This is a genomic window from Geomonas azotofigens, assembly GCF_018919395.1.
Classification (GTDB): domain Bacteria; phylum Desulfobacterota; class Desulfuromonadia; order Geobacterales; family Geobacteraceae; genus Geomonas; species Geomonas azotofigens.
The window spans coordinates 195,112-218,270 of the sequence record NZ_JAHLME010000005.1; the positions used below are offsets into that span (position 1 = coordinate 195,112).

A 23,159-nucleotide genomic window follows, 5' to 3' on the forward strand; every position below is an offset into this window, starting at 1 on the left:
AAACTATACCAATGTAGTTTTTGGAAGCAAACGCGCGGTCTCGTTTTTGGCCGCAGGAGGGGAAGGTTAACGTAGGGGAGCTGGAACTTTCATTAGTGTGACAGCCGTCACCAGCGCCAAGCCGCGAAGCTGGTAGTGTCTCAAGAAACAGAAGCTGCAGGTAGATATCGATAATACTAAAACTTCCGCGAGGAAGTGACGGAAAGCCTAAGGGTCTCACGCAGACAGCCGGGTTGCCGAAATATCCACGGGATACCATAGGCACCGGCTTTTTTTGCGTCCGGAGTCCACTGCAGCTAAGACCAAAGGGAAAGGAGGCCAGATGAGCACCCCAACCACGGCGGCCAAAAGCAAAGCATGGCGCCAGTCAGGACCCCGGCGGGCGGGCAGCACCTGCCCCGGGGTTAACCGCCTGCCGAACCGGCACAGAGAACAGGAGGAAGCAGCCTAATGTCAAAATGCAGTACAGTACCGAGCCACACCGTCCTTGCCAGGATGGCCCTCATCGCCTTGCTGGTTTTCACAGCGATGGCGACCACGACGCTGAGAGCGACGCCTGCGGCGGCAGCCCAGGCCAGCATCGCCTGGAGCGCCCCGACCGACAGCACTGGGGTGACCGGCTACAAGGTTCACATCGGGGGAACCTCCGGCAACTACTCGCAGCATGTCGACGTCGGCAGCACCACGAGCTACTCGGCCAGCAGCCTGACCGACGGCAGCACCTACTATTTCGCCGTCACCGCCTACAACGCGGCCGGGAGCGAGAGCGCCTACTCCAACGAGATCAGCAGGAGCTTCCCCGCCCTGCCCACCACCTACACCATCACGGCGACGGCGGGTGCCGGCGGCACCATCACCGCCTTGAACAACACCAAGGTCAGCACGGCAACCAGCGGCAGTTCCACCATCACCAGCGTCACGGTCACCTCCGGCGCCAGCCAGTCCTTCAGCATCGCTCCGGCCAGCGGCTACAAGGTCGCCGGCGTCACCGTGGACGGCGTCTCAGTGGGCGCGTTGACCTCCTACAGCTTCAGCAACGTGACCGTCAACCACACCATCTCGGCCACTTTCGCCGTGAACAGCTACAGCATCACCGCGAGCGCCGGCACCGGCGGCAGCATCACCCCGTCCGGGACCACCGCGGTTGCCGCCAACGGGAGCCAGAGCTACACCATTACCCCCGCCACCGGCTACAAGATCGCCGGGGTAACGGTCGACGGCACCTCGGTGGGCGCGGTGGGGAGCTACACCTTCAACCTGGTCAGCGCGAACCACACCATCGCCGCGAGTTTCGCGCTCAACAGCTACACCATCACGGCGACCGCCGGTACCGGCGGCACCATAACCCCGTTAGGGAACGCCACCGTCGCGAGCGGCGGCAGCCAAGGCTACACGGTAGCTGCGACCAGCGGCTACAAGATCGCCGACGTCAAGGTGGACGGCGTGTCCAAGGGAGCCATCTCCTCCTACACCTTCAGCGGCGTGACCGCCAACCACACCATCGCGGCAAGCTTCACCGTGCAAAGCGGCATCACGGTCTTCGCCACCAACGCGGGGGGTGCGGCCTTCACCGGCGCCGACGGGACCGCCTACAAGGCAGACAGCTACTATTCCGGCGGGACCGCCAAGACCATCACCGCGACCATAGCCGGCACCACCGACGACGTCCTGTACCAGAGCTACCGCTACGGCAGCACCACGGCCGGCAGCGTCATGTCCTACAATATCCCGGTAGCCAACGGCAACTACTCCGTCGTCCTCAAATTCGCGGACAACGTGGGGACCGGCCAGAGGGTATTCGACGTGAAGATGGAAGGGACCACCGTTTTGTCCAGCTTTGACATCTATGCCAAGGCTGGCAATAATACGGCTTACGATGTGACCATACCGGTCAGCGTGGCGGACGGCGTGCTGAACATAGGGTTCGTGACCAAGATCAGCAGCCCCAAGATCAACGGTATCGTGGTGAAAACCAGGTAAACAAAGACAAGGAAGGTATATGACGTCAAAAGTGACCTTATTAGGCAAGAAGATAGCAGTAACGGCAGCAGTCATTCTCTGTTTCAGCGCCACCATGGCCTCCGCGGCGACCTACTACGTCGACTCCGCTGCGGGCTCCGACAGTAACGCCGGCAGCAGCTCCGCGCCCTGGAAGACGGTGACCAAGGTGAACGGCATGTCCTTTTACCCCGGCGACCAGATTCTCTTCAAGCGCGGGGGGAGCTGGGATACCCTGCTCAAGCCGTCGTCCGGCAGCAGCGGTTCCCCGGTAAGCTACGGGGCCTACGGCACCGGCAACAAACCGGTGATCCGCGGCTTCTACGCTTCCAGCAAGTCGTACGTGACCGCCCAGGACATCGCTTTCCGCAACGGCAGCACCGACAGCCCGGCGACCATCCTGACCTCGCATCACATCGTGCTCAGGAACTGCGACATCATCGCCGACAGCTCCAACAGCACCTGGGCCGCGCTGTACATGCTGCTGAACTCGCACCACAACGAGATCAGCGGCTGCAACATCGCGCACCTGACCACCAGCAGGCAGTCCGACGCGGTGAACCTGAGAAGGAACGCCAACTACAACATCATCAGGAACAACACCATCGGCGCCGCCACCCACTATTCGCTTTCGCTGGAAGGGTTCGACACCACCTACCCGACCTACAGCTGCAACTACAACCTGATCCAGGGGAACACCATCTACAACCCGCAGGGCGCCACCATGGGGCTGCAGTCCGGGTCGAGCAACAACGTGGTGGAGAAGAACACCGTCTACGGCGGCAAGAGCACGAGCTACGATGCCAACCTCCCCCGTACCTTCAAGGCGGTGTCGCAGAACAACATCATCCGCTACAACATCCTGCGGGACAACACGACCAGCACGTCCAGCGGCTTGGGCATGGAGGTCTACGCCTACAACACGGACCCACCCAACGTGGCCATCGGCAACCGGGTCTACAACAACACGATCACCAACATCACTAAGTACCCGATCGTGATCGCGACCAACGGCGACAGCGGGGCGACCGCCTACAACAACTATTTCAAGAACAACGCGGTCTACAACAACCTCGACAGCTACCAGCTCTGGATCCAGAAGAACAGCGTCATCTATGACAACTTCTTCTTCAACAACCTGTTCTTCAAGACCGGCACCAGCACCATCATGAACGTACAGGGGAAATACGGCACGGTCGCCGACATCCAGGCTGCCGACCCCACCCACTTCAAGGGTAACCTGCAGACCGCGCCGATGCTCGACTCCACTTACACGCCGCAGGTCGGCTCCCCCTGCATCGATGCCGGCGACTTCCTGACCAAGGTCACCAGCGCCAGCGGCACCGGCTCGGTGATCACCGTCGCCGATGACGGCTACTTCTCGGACGGCATGGGGCTGACCGCGGGCGATACCATCACGGTGGGGAGCTACACCGCCACCATCACGGCGATCAACCGCTCCACGCACCAGATCACCCTGAACCAGAGCGTGACCTTCAAGACCGGCGACGCGGTCAGCATGCCCTACAAGGGGACCAAGCCGGACATCGGGGCCGTCGAGTATCAGCAGGTCGTGGCCCAACCGCTCAACCTGCAGTTCACCAACTAGCGCGACCGGTTCCATCCGGAGTCGCCCCAAAAGAAAGGGGGCAGCGGTGATACCGCTGCCCCCTTTTCCTTTCCCGCCTGCCCCCCTAGCGCCCGGAGGTCAGCCGCGACAGCGCGCAGAACATCCAGGCCTGGGACCAGCGGATGTAGGGAATCTTGTTGGTGAAGGCCCGGTACTTCTGGTAGTAGAAATAACCGGTCTCATCCTGCATGTGCTCCACGGCCCAACGCGCGATACGCTCCGCCAGGGGGAAGCTTTGCTCGCTTAGCGCGGAAAGCTCGAGGCAGGTTAGGATCCCCTGCGCCGAACAGTGGATGTCGATGGGATAGAGGGAGTCGTGGTAGTACTTGGGGCAGCCATCCTCCAGCCAGAAGTGGTCCAGGTAGTACTGGTATCCCTTGCGCAGCTCCTTGTCCCAGGTTTGTTCCTCGGCGAACTGCATCCATTTCTTCAAGGAGACCAGGTTGAAGCCGGTATGGAAGCTGTCGACGAACTGCTGGAAGGAGCTCTCTCCATAGGCCCAAGAGTAGTCCGGGCGCATCGCCTTCACCGAATAGCGCATCGCCTTGCGGGACTTCTCCAGGTAGCCGCGGTCTCCGGTCAGGCGGGCGACCCGCGCCAGGAGCGCGGCGACGAGCATGTTGACGTTGTGGACGCGGGTGGCGTTGCCGGGCATATAACCAAAGCAGATAGTCGTACCGTCCTCGAAGAGGATCAGGTTGTCGAGCAGGAAACGGCACCCACCCAAAGCGGCCTCGAGAGCCCCGCCGTCGCCGGTGGTGGCATGGCAATCGAGCATCGCGTTGGAGACGAAGACGGTGGTGACCGCGTTGGGTGTACCGACCGGCGTGAGGAAGTTCCGCGACTGCCAGTCGAAGTTGTACCCCCAGGAGGTCCCGGAATAACCGGAGCAGTTCATCCCCTGCAGCAGCCTAACCAGTTGCAGGGCCTCGTCGTGCTTCTTCTTGGCAACCAGCCCGGTGATGAACAGGGCCAGTCCCTTGGGGTTGTACCCCTTGGGGACCCGCGTGGCGCAGCGTAAGTTGACGGGACTTCTCTTGAAGAACTGGGTCCAGGCCAGGCGTAGCAACGGCGACCGGTACAGCGGAGAGTTGCGAAACAGCACCGAGTTGAGCCCGTCGAAGTTATCCCACCCCTGATAGCCGCAGGCACGACAATAGTCGTAGAGCCTGTCGAAGGCATGGTCGAAGCTCCTGCCGACAGCACCCTCGCGTTTCATAGGCACCCCCTTTCCTGGCGCAAGAGATCGAGGTAGAGCGATTCCAGCCGCGCCACCACGCTCGTTATGGAGAAACGCTCGCGTCCGACCCGCCTGTTGCGCTGCGACATCTCTCGCCAAAGCTCCGGATCTTCAAGCAGACGGGCGACCCGATCGGCGAAGTCAGCGGGGTCGAGCGAGGGGATCAGGAAGCCGTTCTCGCCGTCGGCTATGATGTCGGCAATGCCCGCCACCGGCCTGCTCACGATGGGGATCCCCATCCCCATCCCCTCCACGAGGGCGTTGGGCATCCCCTCGCCGTAGTCGGTGGGAAAGAGCATGATGCCGCAGCGGGCCAGCAGGCGGTATTTCGGCTCGCCCGACAGCCACCCGGTGAACTCCACCTGCGCCGCCAGCCCCCGACTTTGCACGTAGTCGACCAGTTCCTGCCGCAACTCGCCATCCCCCACCATGTAAAGGTGCACGTCGGGGAAGCGGGGAAGCAGCCGTTCCACCGCCTGAATGGCGGTGAGGCATCCCTTGCCGCGCGCGAACCTGGAGAGGAAGATGATGCGACGCGGGTCGTTGGCGGCCTCGCATTCATGGTGCTCGTACGTGGTCGTCTCCCGCACGATGGCCCGAGGAGGAAATCCCCACCCGGCCAGGCAGTCCCCGAAACGGCTGCAAAGGACCACCAGGCGGTCTGCGGCAAAGACTCGCCTAAAAAGCCCCCGCGCGTAACGGTCGATGATCCCTTCCCACCTGGGCGACCACCCGCGGAAGAAGACGATGGTCTTCATCCCCGTCAACCGCGCCGCCAAGTGGTAGACGCCGTCGCGGATCAGGGACTTCGGGTCGAGCGAGGGGTTCAGCACCACCAGGTCGTGGCGCGGAAGCGTTCGCCTGAGGGCAATGAGGTCTACCAGCGGCTGCAGCGCACGGCCTCCACCGCTGGCGACGGAACGGCTTCCGGTGTAAAAGAAGTGGAGGTTCACCGCATCCGAACGGAAGTGCCTGTTCACAAGTGAGTAATAGTTCGCCACGCCGCCGCTTTGCTCCGGCGGCGGGCACATGACGAGAACCTCAGATTTGCGACTGTTCGTTGTCATAACGCGCCACCCGCTCCTTTTCTCGCAGCGAATCCAACACACACAGGACCCGCTCGTTGTAGAGGTAGTTGCGGCAGAAATCGCCGGCCTCGAACTTCCAGCCTTGAGATGGCTCGTGCAGCATCCGCCCGGGGATGCCGTCAACGATGCACATCTCGTGGCTGTTCATGATGCCGAAATAGGTGTGCAGTTCGTTGGCCAGGAACCTCCCATCCTCGGCGATGAAGACGTCCAGGCTCAGGCTGGTGAACCCACCCCTGTCGAAGACGGCGCGGGCGAAGTCGAGCAGCCCCACCGGGGGCAAACCATAGCGGCGCAAGTGCGAGCCGCTGTGGAACCTCCCCCCCCTGAGTTTCTCGAACGCGAAGTACGACGGCCCGATCCGCACCACCCGCCACTCCTTGACATTGGGGAGGTATTCCTGCAGCAGCACGCTGCCAACTTCGCGATCGTTGGGCCCGCGCCTTTCATTCGTGTACCCTTTGCTGAAACAGTGGGAGATATGCTTGCTGAGCTGGTTGCGGCGCTCAAAGATAATGACTCCGGAAGCTCCCGATCCCATGTTGCTCTTGAAGACCACCGGCAGGGGTGCGCCGGCCGCGAACTCCAAGGCCTGCCTGCGATCGTAGAAGACCCAGGTCTTCGGATGGCTGATACCGTTGGCCTTGAGCCAGTAACAGGTACGCCTTTTGCTCTCCCACATCCACAAGGCTGAGTAGGACGGGAAAATGGGCTTCCCCATGTCCTCGGCGATGATCCGCACCCGCTCGTCGTACATCTGCTTCCAGTTGCTAAAGGTGACCGAAGGGAGCACCAGGTAGACGTCGCAGCCCGACTGCTGCATGACCTCCTGCCAGTCCGGCCCCGTGATGTCAAGCACCTGGTAACGCACCTTCAGCTCCCGGCACGCTTTAACGTAGTACCTGTGACCGTGCCAGAATTCCTTGAGTATCCCCAAGGTGTAGGGGTAGGCCGCGTCGTAGTCGCACCCGCGGCATTCTTCCTCCGGCAGATGCAGGAGCCTGTTGCTGGTCCTAAGTTCGGCGAGGTCCAGATGCCGCTGCAGGTAGCGGCGCAAAGGACCGAGCAGTCGGTTCTGCTTCAAAAAGCGCAGGGCACGGAGGTAGAACCGGTTCATCTTTTACCTCTCGGCCCGGGAGTCGATAGCCAGAATGGTCTCCAGGGCCTCCCTGTGCGATTCGCAGGAGATGAGATGGTGCAGGTTCAACAGCCTGCGCCTGTCGTAGCACCAGTCGCTGAAGCGCAGGGTGCGGTTTAGGAACCTCGCCACCCTGCCATGGCCGTTCAGCGTACTGTAAAGGTCGTACCTTTTGGCGTGGCACAACCGCGTCCATTGCGCGCGTACGAATTCTGCATCTTGAACCCGCATGCTTTTTCCCGTGAGGTCGGCGAGAAAGCATGCGGCCTGGTGAGCCGCCATCTTCCGTGCCCCGGGCAGATGGTCTGACTGGAGAAAGGGAACCAGTTCCACCCTTGCGTCAAGGCCCCGTTCGAGCAGCACCCTCACCAGAAATCCCCGGGAGAAGCTGGCGGCGCGCTGGGGGTAGCGGTCGAAGAGCAGATTGCCCTGACCGTAAACGATGTGGCCATGGCGGTACTTTTCCACCGCCCCCGGGCAGTGAGAGTGCTGGCAGATCACGATGGCAGCCCCCTCTTCGATCATGAAGCGGCAGGTGTCCTGCAGCATCGGACTCGGGTAGGGGTGATGCTGGAGTCCCGCGTGAAGCAATACGATCAGGCAATCGAACCGGTCACAGCAAATACGCAGCGTCCGCACATAGTCCGCCAGGTTGAGCAGGCTGACCACGGCCTTATCTCCCCTGGCAACGCCGGCCTCCCTTTCGGCGTAAGCCAACAAGCCGACCCTGATGCCCTTGATCTCGCGGATGAAGGGACGCCCGGCCTCCCTGCCATCTTCACCTGCGCCGACCACGGCGACCCCCGCACTGGCACAGGCCGACACGGTGCTCAGCACCCCCTGCGCGCCGAAGTCGAGGATATGATTGTTGGCGAGATTGACGAGGCCTATCTGAGCCCGGCTGAGGGCAGTGATGCCCTGGGGCTCTCCCCTAAGCGCCGGACCGACCTTGGTGACCGGGGCTCCCCCTTCGATCAAGGGACACTCGAGGTTGACCACGCAAAGATCGGAGCGCTGAAACTCGGGAAGCAGATCGTTGAACAGCCCGGAAGCGTCGCCGTTGCGGAACATCCTCGCGTTGCGGTTGATCGGGCAGACATCGCCGCCGATTACGATTTCGACCATTTTAGGCATCTTCAGCACCGGGAAGCGCGGCATTTTACAAGGTGTTGGAAACGGGATTGCTGCGCCGATCCGCCAGAAAGCCCAGACAGCGGCCGGCGAGCAGGCACAGCAGATAGGAGTACGGGGTGAGCGAGGGGTTGGAATAGGTGCTGAAGCCGACGCAGGCCAGCCCCCACAGGAGCAACAGGACGGCCGCCGCGTTGATCTCTACCGCTTCCGAGCCCAGACACCTGAGCCCCGGCAGAATGATCAGTACCAGGTATGACAGCGCCGTCGGTATCCCTCCGATGAAAGCCATCCACAACACCGCATTATCGAAGTACTGGTAATCCCTCCCGTTCCAGTCCCAGGTACCGTTGGGTCCCCTGCCGAGCACCAGGTCCGAGAGCGGCACGTCGGCGAAGAAGTCAACGTACTGCCCCGACCGCGTGTCCTGAAGAGCCCGATCCTGGAAATCAATGAAAGCGCCCAGAAGCAGATCCTGGAGAAAAAATCCTAGGATCGAGAGGGCCACCAGCAGAACGAGCAGAGATTTCAGACGATGGGCCAAGAAGCCTCCGCCGATCCGCCCCGCGGGCTTGTTCAGCCAAAAAAATGACATGAGAAGGAAAAAGGACATCAGGAACCATGACCTCGTCTTGGTAAAGACCGCGAGGCAGATGAAGACCATGTAGGGGATGAATCGCCAGAACTGGCTCAACTTCTGGTGGCGGGTAAAGCTAAAGAGGGTCCATCCGCCGTACCACATCAACAAGACCATGTAATAAACCGGAGTCGAAAGCCACCGCTGAGTGATATCGCGATGGGTTGTAGCTATCGACACGATGGCCAGGCAGGCGCTGATAATGGAGGTTCCAAAGACGACCTTGTCTACCAGCGGCCAGACCTTTTTGTCCATCCCGGCAAAGATCAGGACAATCGAGAACCAGACGAAGGGACCCGTCGCGCCGAAGGCCTTGAAGTTCGCGTAATCGGCAAAGCCGTACGATACGATGGCCCAGGCCAAGGCGGTGATCTGCAGAGCCCAGAAGGCGAACCGGGTGCCGGATTCAAGCCTGCGGTACTGCCCCTTGAGGGCGGCGGTAAGTCCGGCAGCGAGAACGCAGACAAGCCCCAGACCGTGCGCCAGGTAGTACAGCGCCGATTTTTCACCGGGGCCGACCACCCCCTCGCCCGCGGTGGTTCCGATGGATTGGGCGGTCACCACCCAAGCTCCCCACGCACCGAGCAGGCCAGCGGCACTTAATAGCGGCACCAATCCAAGGCTGGTCCCGGAGCCCGGTTTTCCTGCGCGTACCTGTTCATTGGCTCTGGCGAGCATGGCATCCTCTCAAAGGTCGACCCTGACGGCGGGCTCGTTGACAGGCCAGGGGTGCCGCAGATAACGGTACAGAGCCCAGACCAGCAACGCGCCGCAGGCTGTATAGCTGATCAGGTGAGCCAGGGCGAGCCCCCGGGCCGTTGCGGCGAGCCCGGTGAGGCAAAGAAGCACGAGTAGGCTCCCTCGCAGAAGGTCCAGAAAAAGCATCTGCCGGGACTGTTCCGCCGCCCAGAGCCCCGCGCTAGCAACGGTCCACACCGAGCTCGCCACGCACAACACCGCGACGACTCCAAGCACATCACCACCAGCTCCGAACCCCCTGCCGTACCAGGACATCAAGAGGTCCGGGAACAACATCAGCACGGACGCGCCAGCGGCGGTCACCAGCAAGCTTATCGCACCCAAGCCGACCAGAGCCTTGGTGAACCCATGCCGGTTCCCTTCCGCCTGAAGGTTGGCCAAAACCGGGAGCGAGACATGAAAGATACGGGTGGGAAGAAAGGCCAGCACGTTTTGGTACCTACTGGCGGCATTGAAGATGGCGTACTCCGCCAGACCATCGGGCCGACGGGCGAGCAGGATACCCACGGCCCAGTTGGTGGCGTTCATTGCGATCTCGCTGAACCACACCATAGTTGACATCCTGAGGATGGACCGCTCTCTCCAGACGTTACGGTATTGGATTTGGATCCCCAGTCGCCGGCATTCCTTTTGGAGCATGACCTGCCCGAGAAAGCAACCCAAAATGCTGACAGCCGAATACCCCGCAATGGCTCCCGTGACTCCGTTGTGAAGGGAACAAGCCCACACGATCGGCAACAGTGCACCTTGGGAGGAGGTGATGATCGCGCAACTTCGAAACGACTCCAGGCCGGCAAGCATGCGGAACTGGATCAGGCTGATGATCTCGAACATCATCCAGATGCTGCTCAGGCTCAAGTCGCGGGAGAGGTCGCGCCCAGGAAGCAGCTTGTCCGAAAGAAGCTGCGAGCAACTGATCACAACTAGCCCTATAACCAAGGAAGCGACGCTCACAAAGGAAAGGGTGAAGCCGATAATCCGTCCTGTTCGCGGTGGATCGGTGACTCTGTTGCTGGCGATGTACTTCGCCGTTGAGAGACCTATTCCGGCTTGGCCAAAGCTGGAGATCATCAGTACGGTGCTTTGGATGACGGCAAGTTTGCCGAAGTCGGACATTCCCAGAACTCTGGCCACAAAGATGACCGCCAGGAAGTTGGCGATCTGCCTGAAAAGTGATCCCGCCGTTACCCATGACATGCCGATCGCCAGCCGCTTTTTCAGTGACTGCGCCGGCAAATATTTATCGATGAACAGGGAGAGCCATCCCGGCAGTTGCCACATGTCCGACCTCTGTCTGTATTGCTGCACTTAGAGCAGGAGAATGGGTACAGCCGGGGAGAAGCAAAACGACGGTTACAGCAAAAAGCTCGATGGGTACGGGCGACAGGACTACTGAACTGCGGCAAGCAAATCTTAGGACTGTTCCATGATGCTCACAAGTTCATCGACGATTTTTGCCAGGGCGTCCGGGCTGTCGCTGCCCGGGCGCGCCGGACGTTTCCATTTGCAGATTTGCAGTTTCTGCTCAAGATCCTCAACGCTCTTTAGCAACACCAGTCGGCCACGGGTGGCGAGGTACTCATCAACCGTCCCCATCTGGCCACGGAAGATGCTGTACACCGGCACGCCCAGTGCTGCGGCCTCCCTGTTCATGGTTCCGCCGCCGCTGATCACCAGGTCGGAGTGCCAGATGAGGTTCAGGCCGTCGATCACCTTTGGAGGGATGATTATTTTGCCAGTGACAACCAGATCGCTCCAAGTTCCTCGCACCAATGCCTCCTGGTCCGCATTTCGCGGCAACACGATAAGGCGCGTCCCCGGTAGTGACGACAGACGCTGCATTACCGCAGAAAAAAGCTCATCGCTTTGCGGCCGGTGGTAATGTGCCTCAGTGGCTGGTGGCCGAATGGTGACTACAACCTCCTCATCCCTGATGCCAAGTTCTGCCAAGATGCCACCTAACGGCTTGAACGTTGGCACATAGACATCCTCCTTTATCCCTGGATACCTGCCGATTCTGCGAAACCTCTGCTTGATGGCATTATCCGGAATGACTTCAGGCACAATCACAGTATCAGGATAGGCAAAGGGAAGCCATTGCGCGTGTTCATAATCGAAGATTAAGGTAGAGGGAACTCCGAGCAGACGTGCGATGATTAACTGGGAACGCGATCCGTGCGATAGGGCCAGAGCAGGTTTCTCGCTGAGCACCGTTGGCGCAAGTTGTAGTGCTCTTATGGCCAAACCTATAACCTTCATGGCCCGGTTTTTACCGTAGTGCCGGCCAATCCTGTTGTAGGGCAATCGCAGCAGGTCGGCAAGGCCGCACACTTGAAAGCAGTCCCTTGCTGTTATGGTAAAGCAGTAACCCCTTTTTTCGAGCTCTTCGATGATCGGTTTGAAAAAGGGGACATGTGGCGAATTATCCAAATCGATCCAAATCTTTTTTTTGTTGGTTTCCATCCTTGTCCCTTACCTTTATGATTGCTGTAGCGCTCTCGCATTCATTAATGAAGTTTTGAGTACAAACCACAAGGGATATGAAAGCATCTTTTGTTCAAGACAACCCCCAACAATGCGTCCGAGTTATGAGTTATTTTTTCTTTCAAAGACTGCAAAGCGAAGGCCTTGGTTTTTTCGCTTTCCAAAACTATTACAACGACATCAGCATACCGTGTCAGCTCTACGCTGTGCGGTTCGACCTCAATAGACGGTGAGTCAAAAAAAACTATATCGTAGTGGGTCTTAAGCCTATTCGCTAAGTTGGGATCTTTTTTGAGCTGCTTAATGCAATCTTCGAAAAGCACGCGGACCTCCGTCAATACACCTTTACTTTGCGGTTGTCTGACTGGCACCTCATTGTTTTCAGAAATCTCATGCCATCTCGAGTATGAGTTGAGCTGTCTATCTGTTTGTGGACCGTCCCCAAGCTTCACGACTAAGACATTCTGGTTTTGTAATTCTGAGGATACCTTGGCGAATCTCTCTGTAACAGACGAGACACCTTCCCCAGCCTGAGAGGATATAAGTTGCATGATCCACCCGCCGGCATTCAGTCCTTCTTGAATGCGCGCGAACATGCCTACGATCTCAGCATCTGTGACACTATCCGCCCCGGCCTTATTCGGAGGAGTACTACCAACGCCCCCAACGTCAGGCAGTAGTGGATCGTCCTTGTGCCGCTCACGCCGTGCTTGCTCAAGAGCGTCAAAAATGTTGCTCATCGGAGTCTCCTTGATGCTGCGCCCTCATCCAGGGGGTCACTGTTCCTTGACCACAGGAAACCTCAGCCGAACGCCCTCCACTATCACATTCTCGTCAATGATCCCCGGATTCGCTCTTTTGACCAGAAGCATCGTCCCCTTGTCCGCTCGGCCATAAACCTGTGTTACCAGCTTAGCCAACGTGTCCCCTTTTCGGACCACCCTGTCGACATACTCCTTCCGCAACGGCGGCGAAATAGCTTGCTCCGCTGGAACATTTTTAGTTATAGGAAACGATAGAACATGAGAGGGGTGTATCGAGCGCGGAAACTGGTAGAAAGAAAAACCTGAAATAGCAAACAGCACGATTACGGACGCCGCCAATCCGGACTTATAAAGAAGATTTCCACTAATGCCGAATTCACGTGCCACGGTTCTGACCATCGCAGTATTGACAAGTTTAAGCCCGCCCCCATAGGCGTTGATCAAACAGTTATCGCACAAGATATTTATGATGCGTGGGATACCTTGGGCCAACCGAACTATCAATCTTAGTGCTCCGGCCGTGAATGGTACTAAATCCCCAGCCGCAGCTTTAGCCAGTCGTGACCGAATATAAGCCACTCCCGAAGCTGAGTCCAAAGGGGAGATGACAGCCTTAACTGAAATCCTTTGTTTTAGTTGCTTTAGCTCGTGTAGATTCAAGGTGTTTTCGAACTCTGGCTGTGCGCTGAAGACTATCTGTAACAGCTTTTCCTTTGACGTTTCTATGTTTGATAGCATCCTAAGGTTTTCCAGTGTATCAACCGGCATGTTCTGAGCTTCATCTATTATGAGAACTACATTTCTCCCCAGCTTGAACTCGTCAACCAAGTACCTGTGAAGTTCATCTAGCAATTCAAAGCTACTTCTGGCGTTTGATGGCAGTCCAACTTCCCGGGATATCTGCTTCAATAAGTTTGCGAAGGAAAGCATGGGATTCAGCACATATATAGAGGTTAGCTTCGAAGGATCTATTTGATTTAAATAGGACCGCACGATAGTGGTCTTTCCTACGCCGATTTCACCCAGGATGAGGATGAAGCCCTTTCTCTGTTCCACGCCATAAATTATGGAGGCTAAGGCTTCTTTATGAGCCGTGCTCAGGAACAGAAAATCCGGATCGGGAGTTATGTTGAAGGGCTCTCTATCTAAACGAAAGTAGTTTAAATACATACCCCCCCCTATTCAAATGGAATTGACACGAGCACTGGCAACCCGGAGACCTTCTCAACCTTCTCAGGGGTCGAGAAAGTTTGATCTGTCTTCTCCTTCAAGAAGACAGCAATCAATGCCACAAATACCCCCGATATGATTCCAAGCACCACGATCTTCAACCTGCTGGATGTAGACGGCAGAATTGGAACCGCGGCAGTTTGAATAACGCTTATGTTAGCCAACTTCTGCCGGTTCATTTCTTCCAGCATCCTGGATTCTTCCACACGATCGAGGTAGGTCTGATAATTTTTCTCGTTCATCATTTTTTCTCTTTTGAGGTTTTCCAGTTGCTGCTCACCCCTGTTGATGCCCCCCAAGCTGTCTTTTATCTCTTGCAACTGAATCTTAAGGCTCGTCCCTTTTGCCACTAGAGCTTTAAAGCTTGCATCCGAGGTCAGGAATTCCTTGTACAAATCAAGATAGATCAGATTACCAGTTTTTGCTTTTTTATTAGCGTCTGCTTCTAGTTCATTAATGTAGTTCTTTACTACCTCAATCTCATTTTTTGAGTTGATTATTAGCTTGTTTGATGGAGTATACTTCTTGGACAACTTCTGCTCTTCCAGCAATAGCCCCAACAATTTCGCTTTCGCATCCTGGACATCAAGGCTTCTTTCGGGTGGGACGTAGGAATCACGACTTCTGTAAACCGCCTGCAACTGCCCTTTTAGAACAATCACCTTTTTCTGCAGCTCTTTAATTTGATTTTCATTTGCCTTAAGTGCGGCGTCCAATTCCTGTTTTTGCTGCAGCAAGAGGGTTCGCTGTTCTCCCAATGAATAAACATCATTTTCCCTCTTGAAGGCTTCCAGCTCCCTCTCTGATGCGCGCAGTTTCTGTGTGTACATTTCCAATTGTTGCTGCAGGAACGTGGACTGAGGCTCCCGAAAAACCTGCAGGTGCTTATCCCGGAAGTAATCTACAAACGAATTCACTACCCGGGCCGCGATCAAAGGATCAGCATGTTCGTAAGCTATTTCGATGACGTTGGAATTCTTAACTTTGTTTAGTTTCAACGTTTTCTCAAGCCTTGTCTCGGCGAGGTCTTCAACATTAACATCCTGAAGCGACAGGAGGTCTGGATAAAGCTTGGTTGCCGTTATATCTTTGACGACTTTGTCCCGGAGTTCTTTGCTCGAAAGGATTTGCAGTTCGGAGCTGATAAGACCATCCTGGTTAATTGCCATCGTTGGCGCGGCTATTCTCTCCCCAAGTTCCGGTCGCGCCAGGTATTCTCTCCCCATCTTTATCAACACGGTAGATTTCGCCTCATAGAGGGGTTCAGTCAGTAATGCCACCAACACTGCAAACATGAGAACTGTTATAAATGTAGAGGAGACAAGGCACTTGTTTCTGAAGACCGTTCCCACATAGTGAACTGCAGCCTTGGTATTGGTCATCATTTGAAAGTTTTCTGTTTCCATGATCCATCCTCTCGATACACACTAACTGTTGAGTGCCAGCACATCGTAGACAAAGTTCTCTGACAATCGAATAGCCATCGCGTAATCCTATGGACACCGAAACCATGTTGGAGATGTTCATGAAGGATGAAATTTTGCAGCAACGAGTCTTGGCGGTGCAACGGTACATCAACGGCGAGTGCCCGGAATCAATCTGTGCATCTCTTGGTAGATCGAGAGCTTGGCTGTATAAATGGGTCGATCGTCATCTTGAAGAAGACCACTCCTGGTGGGAAGCCAAGTCAACACGCCCTCTGACTGTTCCCAACCGCACGCCAGAGGAGATTGAGGAAATAGTGAAGCTTGTGCGGCTCAGTCTGTACAGCGGTGATCTCTTCTACGGAGCACAGGCGATACAGTGGAAGATGGAAGACCTTGAGGTCAAACCGGTGCCATCCCTCCGCACCATTAATCGCATTCTCAGCCGAAATGAACTGACTCATCGGCGTACGGGCAAATATGAAAGCAAAGGAACGCCATACCCTGTGTTGCCGTCGTCGTTGCCTAATCAGACTCACCAAGCTGATCTGGTTGGTCCTTGTTACCGGAAAGGGCCTGTTCGCTTCTACGGGCTTAATGTCGTCGACACGGCAACAGCCCGCTGCGGCCTGCATTCATCGCCTACAAAGGCGGGCCAAGATATTCTGGACGGTCTCTGGGCCATCTGGAGGCGTTTGGGAATACCGAATAATGTGCAGGTTGACAATGCCTTGTCTTTCTTTGGTAGTCTCGCCCATCCACGGGGCATGGGGCCACTTATCAGGCTTTACCTGAACCACGGCGTCGAGCGAGCTTGCCGGGAAAACGCCTCTGACTGCGCTGGCTACCTCCAGAAAAAAACTGCGGTTTCCTGCTGACGAGGAAGCTCCACGGCATCGGCTGAAAAAGCCGGAAACGGGACGTTACCATCTTGTGCGCCTGATCCGCAGCGATCTTAAACTCAACGTCTTTGGCGAGACCTTCCCGGTTCCACCAGTTAAACGCGAATACGCAGTGGCTACTATCGATGTCAAAGAGCAGAAACTCAAAGTCTTCATGGACCGAATCCAGGTAGAGGAATACGACTACAAATTACGTTAAAGGACCGAGTGTCCACGATATCTTGGCATCAAAATCTATCCACGATGTCGTGGCACTCAACAACTAACGCTTTGGAATCTACCTGATGCTATAGCCTAACCCGATAGGCAGAGGTATGTTCTTCCTTATGTACAAGTCTATCCATGTGTTGATATCGGAGATGGAAGACCTTGGCACGTAAACAACGTCATTGGGCTGCAACATCAGATCGCCGTTGCCGCTCCTTCGTATGTCTTCTACATTTAAAAGGATCGTGCTTATTTCGTTGTCAGATGCCCTTCTTATGACCACAACAGACTTAGGATTAGCGCTCTCTTTCATACCACCAGCTTGGGCGATCGACTGCAGGGCAGTTATGGAACCGCTTATAGTTACCATACCCGCCCTATTAACCTCTCCGTCTACGTAAACTTTATCCGTTACTGGTGTTCTGACGATAACTGTGGCCTTCGGTTCTAGTATCTCCCTCGCATACGCCAAGTTCAGGCTCTGAGTCAGTTCTGCTGGAGTGAGACCAGCAGCAGTTACTTCGCTGATGAGTTGCAACGATATTTTCCCGTCTGACCGCACGACCACTTGTTCGTTCAGTTCAGGGTTATAGAAAAATTTCACGTCCAGCAAATCGCCAGATTGAATCCTGTAAATACTTTTTGCTTCTATGCCCACAGGCTCAGAAGTCAAAGGATTTGTGCTCGTTGCGGTTGTTGATGTGCAACAGCATAAAGAATAGGTCAGAAGTAGCCCCGTTGTCATCTTTAACCATTTCATAGAGAGCTCCGCCCTATACTATTCAAGCTACCCCATATGCCGATACCCCACAGCCCCCAACAACCTCAAGATGGCCACGGGAAGTTTCTTGAATAATGCCTCGTATCCTTGCAAGTTGTTAGTTCGAGATATGAATGCATCCTTTGCTAAATCATAACGGTAATAATTCAGTTCCGACCTCTCCCCTCCCCATCCGTCCTTAAAAACCATCAAACCGGTGTTCTGCAAATCTGTGCGTCCGAAACTAAGAGTACTGAAACCATCATAGGCACACTTTTTTATCATCTCCCAAAAGAGAAGATTGTTAGCCCTCAAATTCTGGTACTTCTCGTCTGATGCTCCATATTTGTAAATTGCATTACTGCCATAGTGAAGGCAGATCAACCCCGCTATGATGCTTTGTCCGTGACGAGCAAGAGCCGTGAATCCTAGGCCGTCGTCTATCAAGTACTTGTGCAAATTTATAAAGTACTGCTTCGCCTGAGGTGGCTGGCCTTGCCGCCTTCGGGTAAGGCAGTGCAACCGGTAAAAGGAAAGAACCCCAGACAAGTCATAGGTGACATCAATCTTGACACCTTCCTTAACTGCCTTTTGGATGTTCCTTGCTGCGCTCTTACGTACTTGTGCTTTAAGCACATTTTCATCTTTTATGAGCGGCAGAGTGTGTTGCACGAATCTCTTATAAGGTATCTCCTGACAAAGCAGGCGCTCCCCCCTCAGTTCTACATAGCGCCACTCTTGTGATCGACCATACTCTAAGACATTTTGCAGCAGCAGGTTGAAGTCGGCCACGTCGGCTACCAGGGACTGGCATTGATCGGAAAAGCTCAGCGAAACACCCCGCTTTCCGGTAAGGAAACTGTCAACTTCCATGATCGGAAGACAAGCCCTGATTTGCCCCCCCTGATTCAGGGTGAAGTATCTTGGCCGATACCGGTATGACTCTGAGAGCAATGTCGCCCATTGTGGAGAGTGGAATATTGTGCCGCCCTGGTCGCAGGCGATCCACTCCTTGTACCCAACATGTTGGCGTGGGTCTACCACTTCAACCAGCGATCTATGCACTATCCGGCACATTTGAGTGGCGTTTTACTTCCTGACAAATGTAATCGACCTCGCTCCCCGTCAACTCCGGGAACATAGGAAGCGAAAGCAACTCCTCGGCGCAAGATTCCGCCACTGGGAATTTGCCAGCCAATTCTTTTCGCGCGGCGTATGCCTCCTGCAAATGTATTGGCACCGGATAATGCACGCCACAGTCAATTCCGCTGGCCTGGAGATCACTCCTCATCTTTTCCCGGTTCCGTGAACGTACCGCGAAAACATGATAAACGTGGTGGGCATAATCCATCTCGTCGGGCACTTTGACCCCGGTAACTCCGGCAAGCTTTTCTTGATACTTCAAGGCATTCGCCCGACGCTGCTTATTCCAAGAGTCCAGATACTTTAGCTTGACGCTCAGGACCGCTCCTTGTATGCCATCCATACGACCATTCATCCCAATCACGTCGTGATAGTACTTCCGTGACTGTCCATGATCCCGCAGCATCTTGATCTTCTTCGCCAGTTGTTCATCGTTAGTGACAACGCCACCAGCTTCCCCATACGCCCCAAGGTTCTTTCCCGGGTAAAAACTAAAGCATGCGGCGTGGCCGAGGGATCCAGCACGTCTCCCCTTGTATTCCGAGCCATGGGCTTGACATGCATCCTCGAGAACCGCAATGCCGTGGCGCTCGGCTATGGAAAGTATAGGATCCATGTCCGCAGTCTGGCCGTAGAGGTGCACAGGGATGATAACCTTAGTGCGTTTGGTGATAGCCTGCGGCAACAGAGCCGGGGCCATGGTAAAGCTGTCTTCTTGAACATCCACGAAGACTGGCCGCGCGCCGCACAAGGAAATGGCCTCAGCCGTCGCGATGAAACTGTTCGGAACAGTGATGACCTCGTCGCCCGGTTGAACCCCCAGTCCCAGGAGGGCGAGCCAGAGCGCCTCAGTGCCACTTCCGACGCCTGCGGCATGCTTGCTCCCACAAAAGGCTGCGAACTCCTCCTCGAACTTCTCAACGTAGGGACCACCTGAAAACGCGCAGCGGGAAAGCACCTCTGCTATCGAGCGTTGCACCTCTTCCGAGATGGAATCATATTGCGCTTTGAGATTGAGAAATGGCACTTTCATCATTTTTCTCCTTGGGAATGACCCGCAATATCCTCGCCGGATTGCCTGCAACTATGCTGAAGGGGGCAACGTCCTTGGTGACCACACTCCCGGCTCCGACGATGGCATTTTCTCCTACAGTGACCCCGCACAGTATGGTGGCGCTGGAACCGATCGAAGCGTTCTTCTTAATGGTAGTCCTGACGCAGGTCCAGTCTGCCTCTATCTGCAACTCTCCTGACGCATTTGTCGCCTTCGGGTACAGGTCGTTGATGAAGGTCACGTTGTGACCTACGAAGACGTTTTCCTCAATATCGACGCCTTCACAGATAAAGGTGTGACTTGATATCTTGCAGTTTTTACCGATGTTCGCGTTCTTTTGAATTTCAACGAAGGCGCCTATTTTCGTGTTGTCCCCGATGGAACACCCGTAGAGGTTGATGAATTTCCCGAGCTTGACGTTTTGCCCCAGTGTGACGTCCGGTGAAACTGCTACAAAGTTCTCAGCCATGCCCTTTCTCCTCTTGTAGTTGCAGATGGTTGATACAATGACGTCGGTCAGTCCAACCGAACGAGTGCCCCGCCCCCACTCAGAGACTTCTTGATGGCTTCCAGCATCCGGACCACCCTCAGCCCGGCATGGCCGTCATTCTTGGGGGTGATGTTGTTGTTTATGCAGTCGATAAAATAGGATGTCTCTCCCTGCAATGCCTCGACCTGGGTAACCCTGGGAGCCCACATGTCTCCGCTGCGGTAGCTAAGCCGGAGGCCGTAGGCCTTTTCCTTGGACTCCATCTCCAAACTGTCCAGTCCCTCAACCCCCTTGTCATAAACCCGTATCTTCTCGTCACTGACCAGATCGTTCCAGACCAGCATCTTTTTCTGCCCCCCAATGAGGGTCGTCCTGATCTTGACCGGCGAAAGCCAGTTGACGTTCAGATGGGCTATGACGTTGCCGGGGAAATAGATGGTAATGTAGGCAACGTCCTCCAACTCGTTTCTAAAGTGAGCGACGCCCGTCGCTGTTACCGCAATGGGATCCATACGAAGAATGTGATCCATGATGGACAGGTCATGGGGCGCAAGGTCCCACACCACGTTCACATCCTTTTGAAACAAACCGAGGTTAACTCTTATGGAATCGAAATAGTACAAGTCTCCAAGTATTCCGTCATCTATGAGTTCTTTTATCTTCTTCACGGCTCCAGTGAATAGAAAAGTATGGTCGACCATTATCTTCAAATTGTTGACTTCTGCCAATTCTATAAGTTTCTCCGCTTCTGAAACTGAAGTGGTAAACGGTTTTTCTATGAATATGTGTTTTCCATTTTCAAGAGCTTTTTTTGCAATCTCGAAATGTGATGAGACAGGTGTGACTATCGCTACGACGTCGATATCCTTAGCCGCCAGAACCTTATTGCAGTTTTTTTCCATTCTTGCACCCGGATAACTTAAAGCCGCTCGCTGCAGAGACTTGTCGTCGGCATCGCTGATGGCAATCACTCTTGCTCCAGGCGTCAAATTGAAGTTCCTGGCGACGTTTGGCCCCCAGTAACCGAATCCTACTATTCCGACGTTGATCATAGGCTCCACCTTAGTTTTACTGAACCTTAGTAGGCCCCCCTGCACCTCAGTACCACGAAAGGTGTCAGGAGGATTATTTTCACGTCTAACATGACGCTCCAACTCCGGAGGTAGTGCAGGTCAAGCCTCACCATCTCGTCAAAGGTCGTCGAACTTCTGCCACTTACCTGCCAAGCCCCCGTGATGCCAGGCTTTTTGCCGATGAGCCGGTTTCTTTGCCAACCACTGTAGTTTTCAACCTCGTAATGGATGGGCGGCCTCGGCCCGACCAGTGACATCTCTCCTTTGAGCACATTAAACAACTGCGGCAACTCGTCCAGGCTGTAGGCCCTGAGCAGCTTCCCGATTGCGGTAACGCGGGGATCGCTGGTGATCTTATAGACGGTGTTTTCACCTTCGCCGATGGCCCCCTCGATCAACTGCTTCACGAATTGTCTGTGTATCTGATCATCGTTGTTGACGTGCATACTTCTGAACTTGAACAGTTTGAATTTGGCACCATTCAGTCCGTATCTTTCCTGGACAAACAAAACAGGTCCCTCGGAAGTCAGCTTTATGATCAGGGGGACGACCATGAATATCGGGGACAGCAGCAGCAGTGCTGTCACGGCGCCCACGAGGTCGATGACCCGCTTGACCACCACCCCCGTCGAATCGCCGACCCCGCTTGAGGTGATGTCTGGATAAAAGATCATGTCAAAGGCGTCAGCATCGCCGCCGCTTTCCGGGTAGAACCTAAAACTGATGCCGATACGCGCTGCAAGGTCCTTCCCCTGTTTCGCCTCCAGCATCTCTTTTACTTTCATTGCGACAACCCGCTTGGCATCGTGAACCTTGTCTGCGGGGATTTCGGTCAAAATCACCCCCACTGTATCTTCGCCGAGAACCCCGCAGATATCGGTATCCCTCAGGCAACCACGCAACGCCTCCCCCAGGGAAAGGAGCACGTCTTGTCGTTCAACCTCAGCCACACAGCCAGCATCAAGCACCATAACCAGCAGTGGCTTGCCTGCCCTTTCAGCACGCCTTCGTTCCTGTACCAGTTTTTGCTGAAAGTTCGCCTCCTGATAGAAACCGTGGACGAACCCCTCCGCCATACCCTTCTTCCTCTGGGGGATGCAGCGCCACCACGATCTATTGCTCCAACGTACATCACCCATTTACCTACTCCGTTCGATGAATTTCAGCGGGCCGCTGGTGAGCCCACCGCGCAACAAAAGATTAATTTTTTCCAACCAGGAAAGTATAGTGAGGGGCGCGGCCATGTCAAGGCGCTCCCCCCTCCCTTCGCAGCGGCCCTTGGACCTAAAGAAACTGCATCTTCTGTTTGAATTTTGGCTTCAGCAGGATTGTCCTGTTTTGCAGCATCTCCAGGTCACCCCCTTGAACCAGCCGGTGCAAAAGTCTGGTAACGGTCTCGCGGGAGACCGAGGTGTAGCCGGCCAGTTCCTTATGGGTCAGCCTGAGTGCGATAACCGTTCCTCGAGAATCTTTTACACCGTGCAGGAGGCTCAAATGGTTGAGAATGGAACGCAGACGTTGCTCGGCGTCAGGCAGGGTTATGGCTTTTAGGACCAGTTGGGCCTCCCGTAGCCGCTGGCACAAAATGGCGACCAACTGGGTGAGAACCTTGTGGTTTTGCAGAAAGAAGGTGTCGAAGGTCTCCTTCGAGAGCAGGCCTATCTCTGTGTCTTCCATCGCTATTACGGTCGCCGGTGCGGTCTTGGCATCGAGAAGGGCCATCTCTCCGAAAACGTCGCCTCGCTTGTGCACCGCCAGGATCCTTTCGGTGCCCTCGCCTCCGAGATGGACCACACGAACCTTGCCGCTGAACACGATGTACATGAAGCTCGCCGTCTCCTCCTCGAGCAACACGATCTGGTTTTTCTGAAATTTCTTCTCCACGATCCTGCGCAGCACCTCGTTGAACTCGCCGTCGTCGAGGTGCGAGAAAAGCGGTATGTTTCGCAACACGCGGATGTGACCTGCAGTATCTGCCTCTTTACCGGTCTTGACCAAAGTACACCT

General features: G+C 55.5%; 19 protein-coding genes, 1 pseudogene and 1 riboswitch. Of the genes and pseudogenes, 3 read left to right on the plus strand and 17 right to left on the minus strand.

Going from position 1 to position 23,159, the window contains the following annotated elements; all coding sequences use genetic code 11:
• Positions 1-165: 165 nt before the first annotated feature.
• Positions 166-241, plus strand: a riboswitch (cyclic di-GMP riboswitch).
• Positions 242-450: 209 nt separating this feature from the next.
• Both KOL99_RS17020 and KOL99_RS17025 read left to right on the plus strand, forming a co-directional pair.
• Complete coding sequence (locus KOL99_RS17020; protein WP_216511664.1) at positions 451-1,980, plus strand: malectin domain-containing carbohydrate-binding protein; 1,530 nt, start codon at positions 451-453, stop codon at positions 1,978-1,980.
• A gap of 19 nt (positions 1,981-1,999) precedes the next feature.
• Complete coding sequence (locus KOL99_RS17025) at positions 2,000-3,607, plus strand: right-handed parallel beta-helix repeat-containing protein (RefSeq protein WP_216511665.1); 1,608 nt, start codon at positions 2,000-2,002, stop codon at positions 3,605-3,607.
• A gap of 85 nt (positions 3,608-3,692) precedes the next feature.
• On the opposite strand, the gene KOL99_RS17030 is transcribed toward KOL99_RS17025, so the two are convergent.
• The 10 genes from KOL99_RS17030 to KOL99_RS17075 all read right to left on the minus strand — a co-directional run bounded on the left by KOL99_RS17030 (position 3,693) and on the right by KOL99_RS17075 (position 15,505).
• On the minus strand, positions 3,693-4,847 hold the full coding sequence (locus tag KOL99_RS17030; RefSeq protein ID WP_216511666.1) for a hypothetical protein: 1,155 nt from the start codon (positions 4,845-4,847) through the stop codon (positions 3,693-3,695).
• Positions 4,844-5,935, minus strand: a complete 1,092-nt coding sequence (locus tag KOL99_RS17035; protein ID WP_216511667.1) for a glycosyltransferase family 4 protein — start codon at positions 5,933-5,935, stop codon at positions 4,844-4,846. Before KOL99_RS17035 ends, KOL99_RS17030 begins: the two co-directional genes overlap by 4 nt.
• On the minus strand, positions 5,910-7,073 hold the full coding sequence (locus KOL99_RS17040) for an ATP-grasp domain-containing protein (protein WP_216511668.1): 1,164 nt from the start codon (positions 7,071-7,073) through the stop codon (positions 5,910-5,912). Before KOL99_RS17040 ends, KOL99_RS17035 begins: the two co-directional genes overlap by 26 nt.
• Positions 7,074-7,076: 3 nt before the next feature.
• The gene (locus tag KOL99_RS17045) at positions 7,077-8,219 is read right to left on the minus strand and encodes a CapA family protein (protein WP_216511669.1); all 1,143 of its coding nucleotides are present in this window, start codon (positions 8,217-8,219) and stop codon (positions 7,077-7,079) included.
• A gap of 34 nt (positions 8,220-8,253) precedes the next feature.
• Positions 8,254-9,540 (minus strand): hypothetical protein, encoded by a 1,287-nt coding sequence (locus tag KOL99_RS17050; protein WP_216511670.1) that lies wholly within the window; start codon positions 9,538-9,540, stop codon positions 8,254-8,256.
• A 9-nt stretch (positions 9,541-9,549) separates the two neighbouring features.
• A complete protein-coding gene (locus tag KOL99_RS17055) occupies positions 9,550-10,902 on the minus strand; it encodes an oligosaccharide flippase family protein (RefSeq protein ID WP_216511671.1) in 1,353 nt (450 codons plus the stop codon).
• A gap of 132 nt (positions 10,903-11,034) precedes the next feature.
• On the minus strand, positions 11,035-12,084 hold the full coding sequence (locus KOL99_RS17060; protein ID WP_216511672.1) for a DUF354 domain-containing protein: 1,050 nt from the start codon (positions 12,082-12,084) through the stop codon (positions 11,035-11,037).
• A gap of 44 nt (positions 12,085-12,128) precedes the next feature.
• Positions 12,129-12,845 (minus strand): P-loop NTPase family protein, encoded by a 717-nt coding sequence (locus KOL99_RS17065; protein WP_216511673.1) that lies wholly within the window; start codon positions 12,843-12,845, stop codon positions 12,129-12,131.
• A 36-nt stretch (positions 12,846-12,881) separates the two neighbouring features.
• Complete coding sequence (locus tag KOL99_RS17070; protein ID WP_216511674.1) at positions 12,882-14,039, minus strand: AAA family ATPase; 1,158 nt, start codon at positions 14,037-14,039, stop codon at positions 12,882-12,884.
• Positions 14,040-14,047: 8 nt separating this feature from the next.
• On the minus strand, positions 14,048-15,505 hold the full coding sequence (locus KOL99_RS17075; RefSeq protein WP_216511675.1) for a GumC family protein: 1,458 nt from the start codon (positions 15,503-15,505) through the stop codon (positions 14,048-14,050).
• Between the two features lie 119 nt (positions 15,506-15,624).
• Here KOL99_RS17075 and KOL99_RS17080 point away from each other — a divergent pair.
• Positions 15,625-16,624, plus strand: a pseudogene (locus tag KOL99_RS17080) (helix-turn-helix domain-containing protein).
• A gap of 78 nt (positions 16,625-16,702) precedes the next feature.
• Here KOL99_RS17080 and KOL99_RS17085 read toward each other — a convergent pair.
• From KOL99_RS17085 to KOL99_RS17115, 7 genes are all read right to left on the minus strand, one after another.
• Positions 16,703-17,392 carry a polysaccharide biosynthesis/export family protein gene (locus KOL99_RS17085; RefSeq protein WP_236026361.1) on the minus strand — a complete coding sequence of 230 codons (690 nt, stop codon included), beginning with the start codon at positions 17,390-17,392 and terminating at the stop codon, positions 16,703-16,705.
• A 27-nt stretch (positions 17,393-17,419) separates the two neighbouring features.
• Entirely contained in the window at positions 17,420-18,184 is a 765-nt protein-coding gene (locus KOL99_RS17090) for a GNAT family N-acetyltransferase (RefSeq protein WP_328760722.1), read from the minus strand.
• Between the two features lie 265 nt (positions 18,185-18,449).
• Complete coding sequence (locus tag KOL99_RS17095) at positions 18,450-19,568, minus strand: DegT/DnrJ/EryC1/StrS family aminotransferase (RefSeq protein ID WP_216511677.1); 1,119 nt, start codon at positions 19,566-19,568, stop codon at positions 18,450-18,452.
• A complete protein-coding gene (locus KOL99_RS17100; RefSeq protein ID WP_216511678.1) occupies positions 19,531-20,058 on the minus strand; it encodes an acyltransferase in 528 nt (175 codons plus the stop codon). Before KOL99_RS17100 ends, KOL99_RS17095 begins: the two co-directional genes overlap by 38 nt.
• A 47-nt stretch (positions 20,059-20,105) precedes the next feature.
• Positions 20,106-21,131: a Gfo/Idh/MocA family protein gene (locus tag KOL99_RS17105; RefSeq protein ID WP_216511679.1), complete on the minus strand. Its 1,026-nt coding sequence runs from the start codon at positions 21,129-21,131 to the stop codon at positions 20,106-20,108.
• A gap of 26 nt (positions 21,132-21,157) precedes the next feature.
• Complete coding sequence (locus KOL99_RS17110) at positions 21,158-22,228, minus strand: sugar transferase (RefSeq protein ID WP_236026364.1); 1,071 nt, start codon at positions 22,226-22,228, stop codon at positions 21,158-21,160.
• A gap of 208 nt (positions 22,229-22,436) precedes the next feature.
• On the minus strand, positions 22,437-23,150 hold the full coding sequence (locus tag KOL99_RS17115) for a Crp/Fnr family transcriptional regulator (protein WP_236026366.1): 714 nt from the start codon (positions 23,148-23,150) through the stop codon (positions 22,437-22,439).
• Between the last annotated feature and the right edge of the window lie 9 nt (positions 23,151-23,159).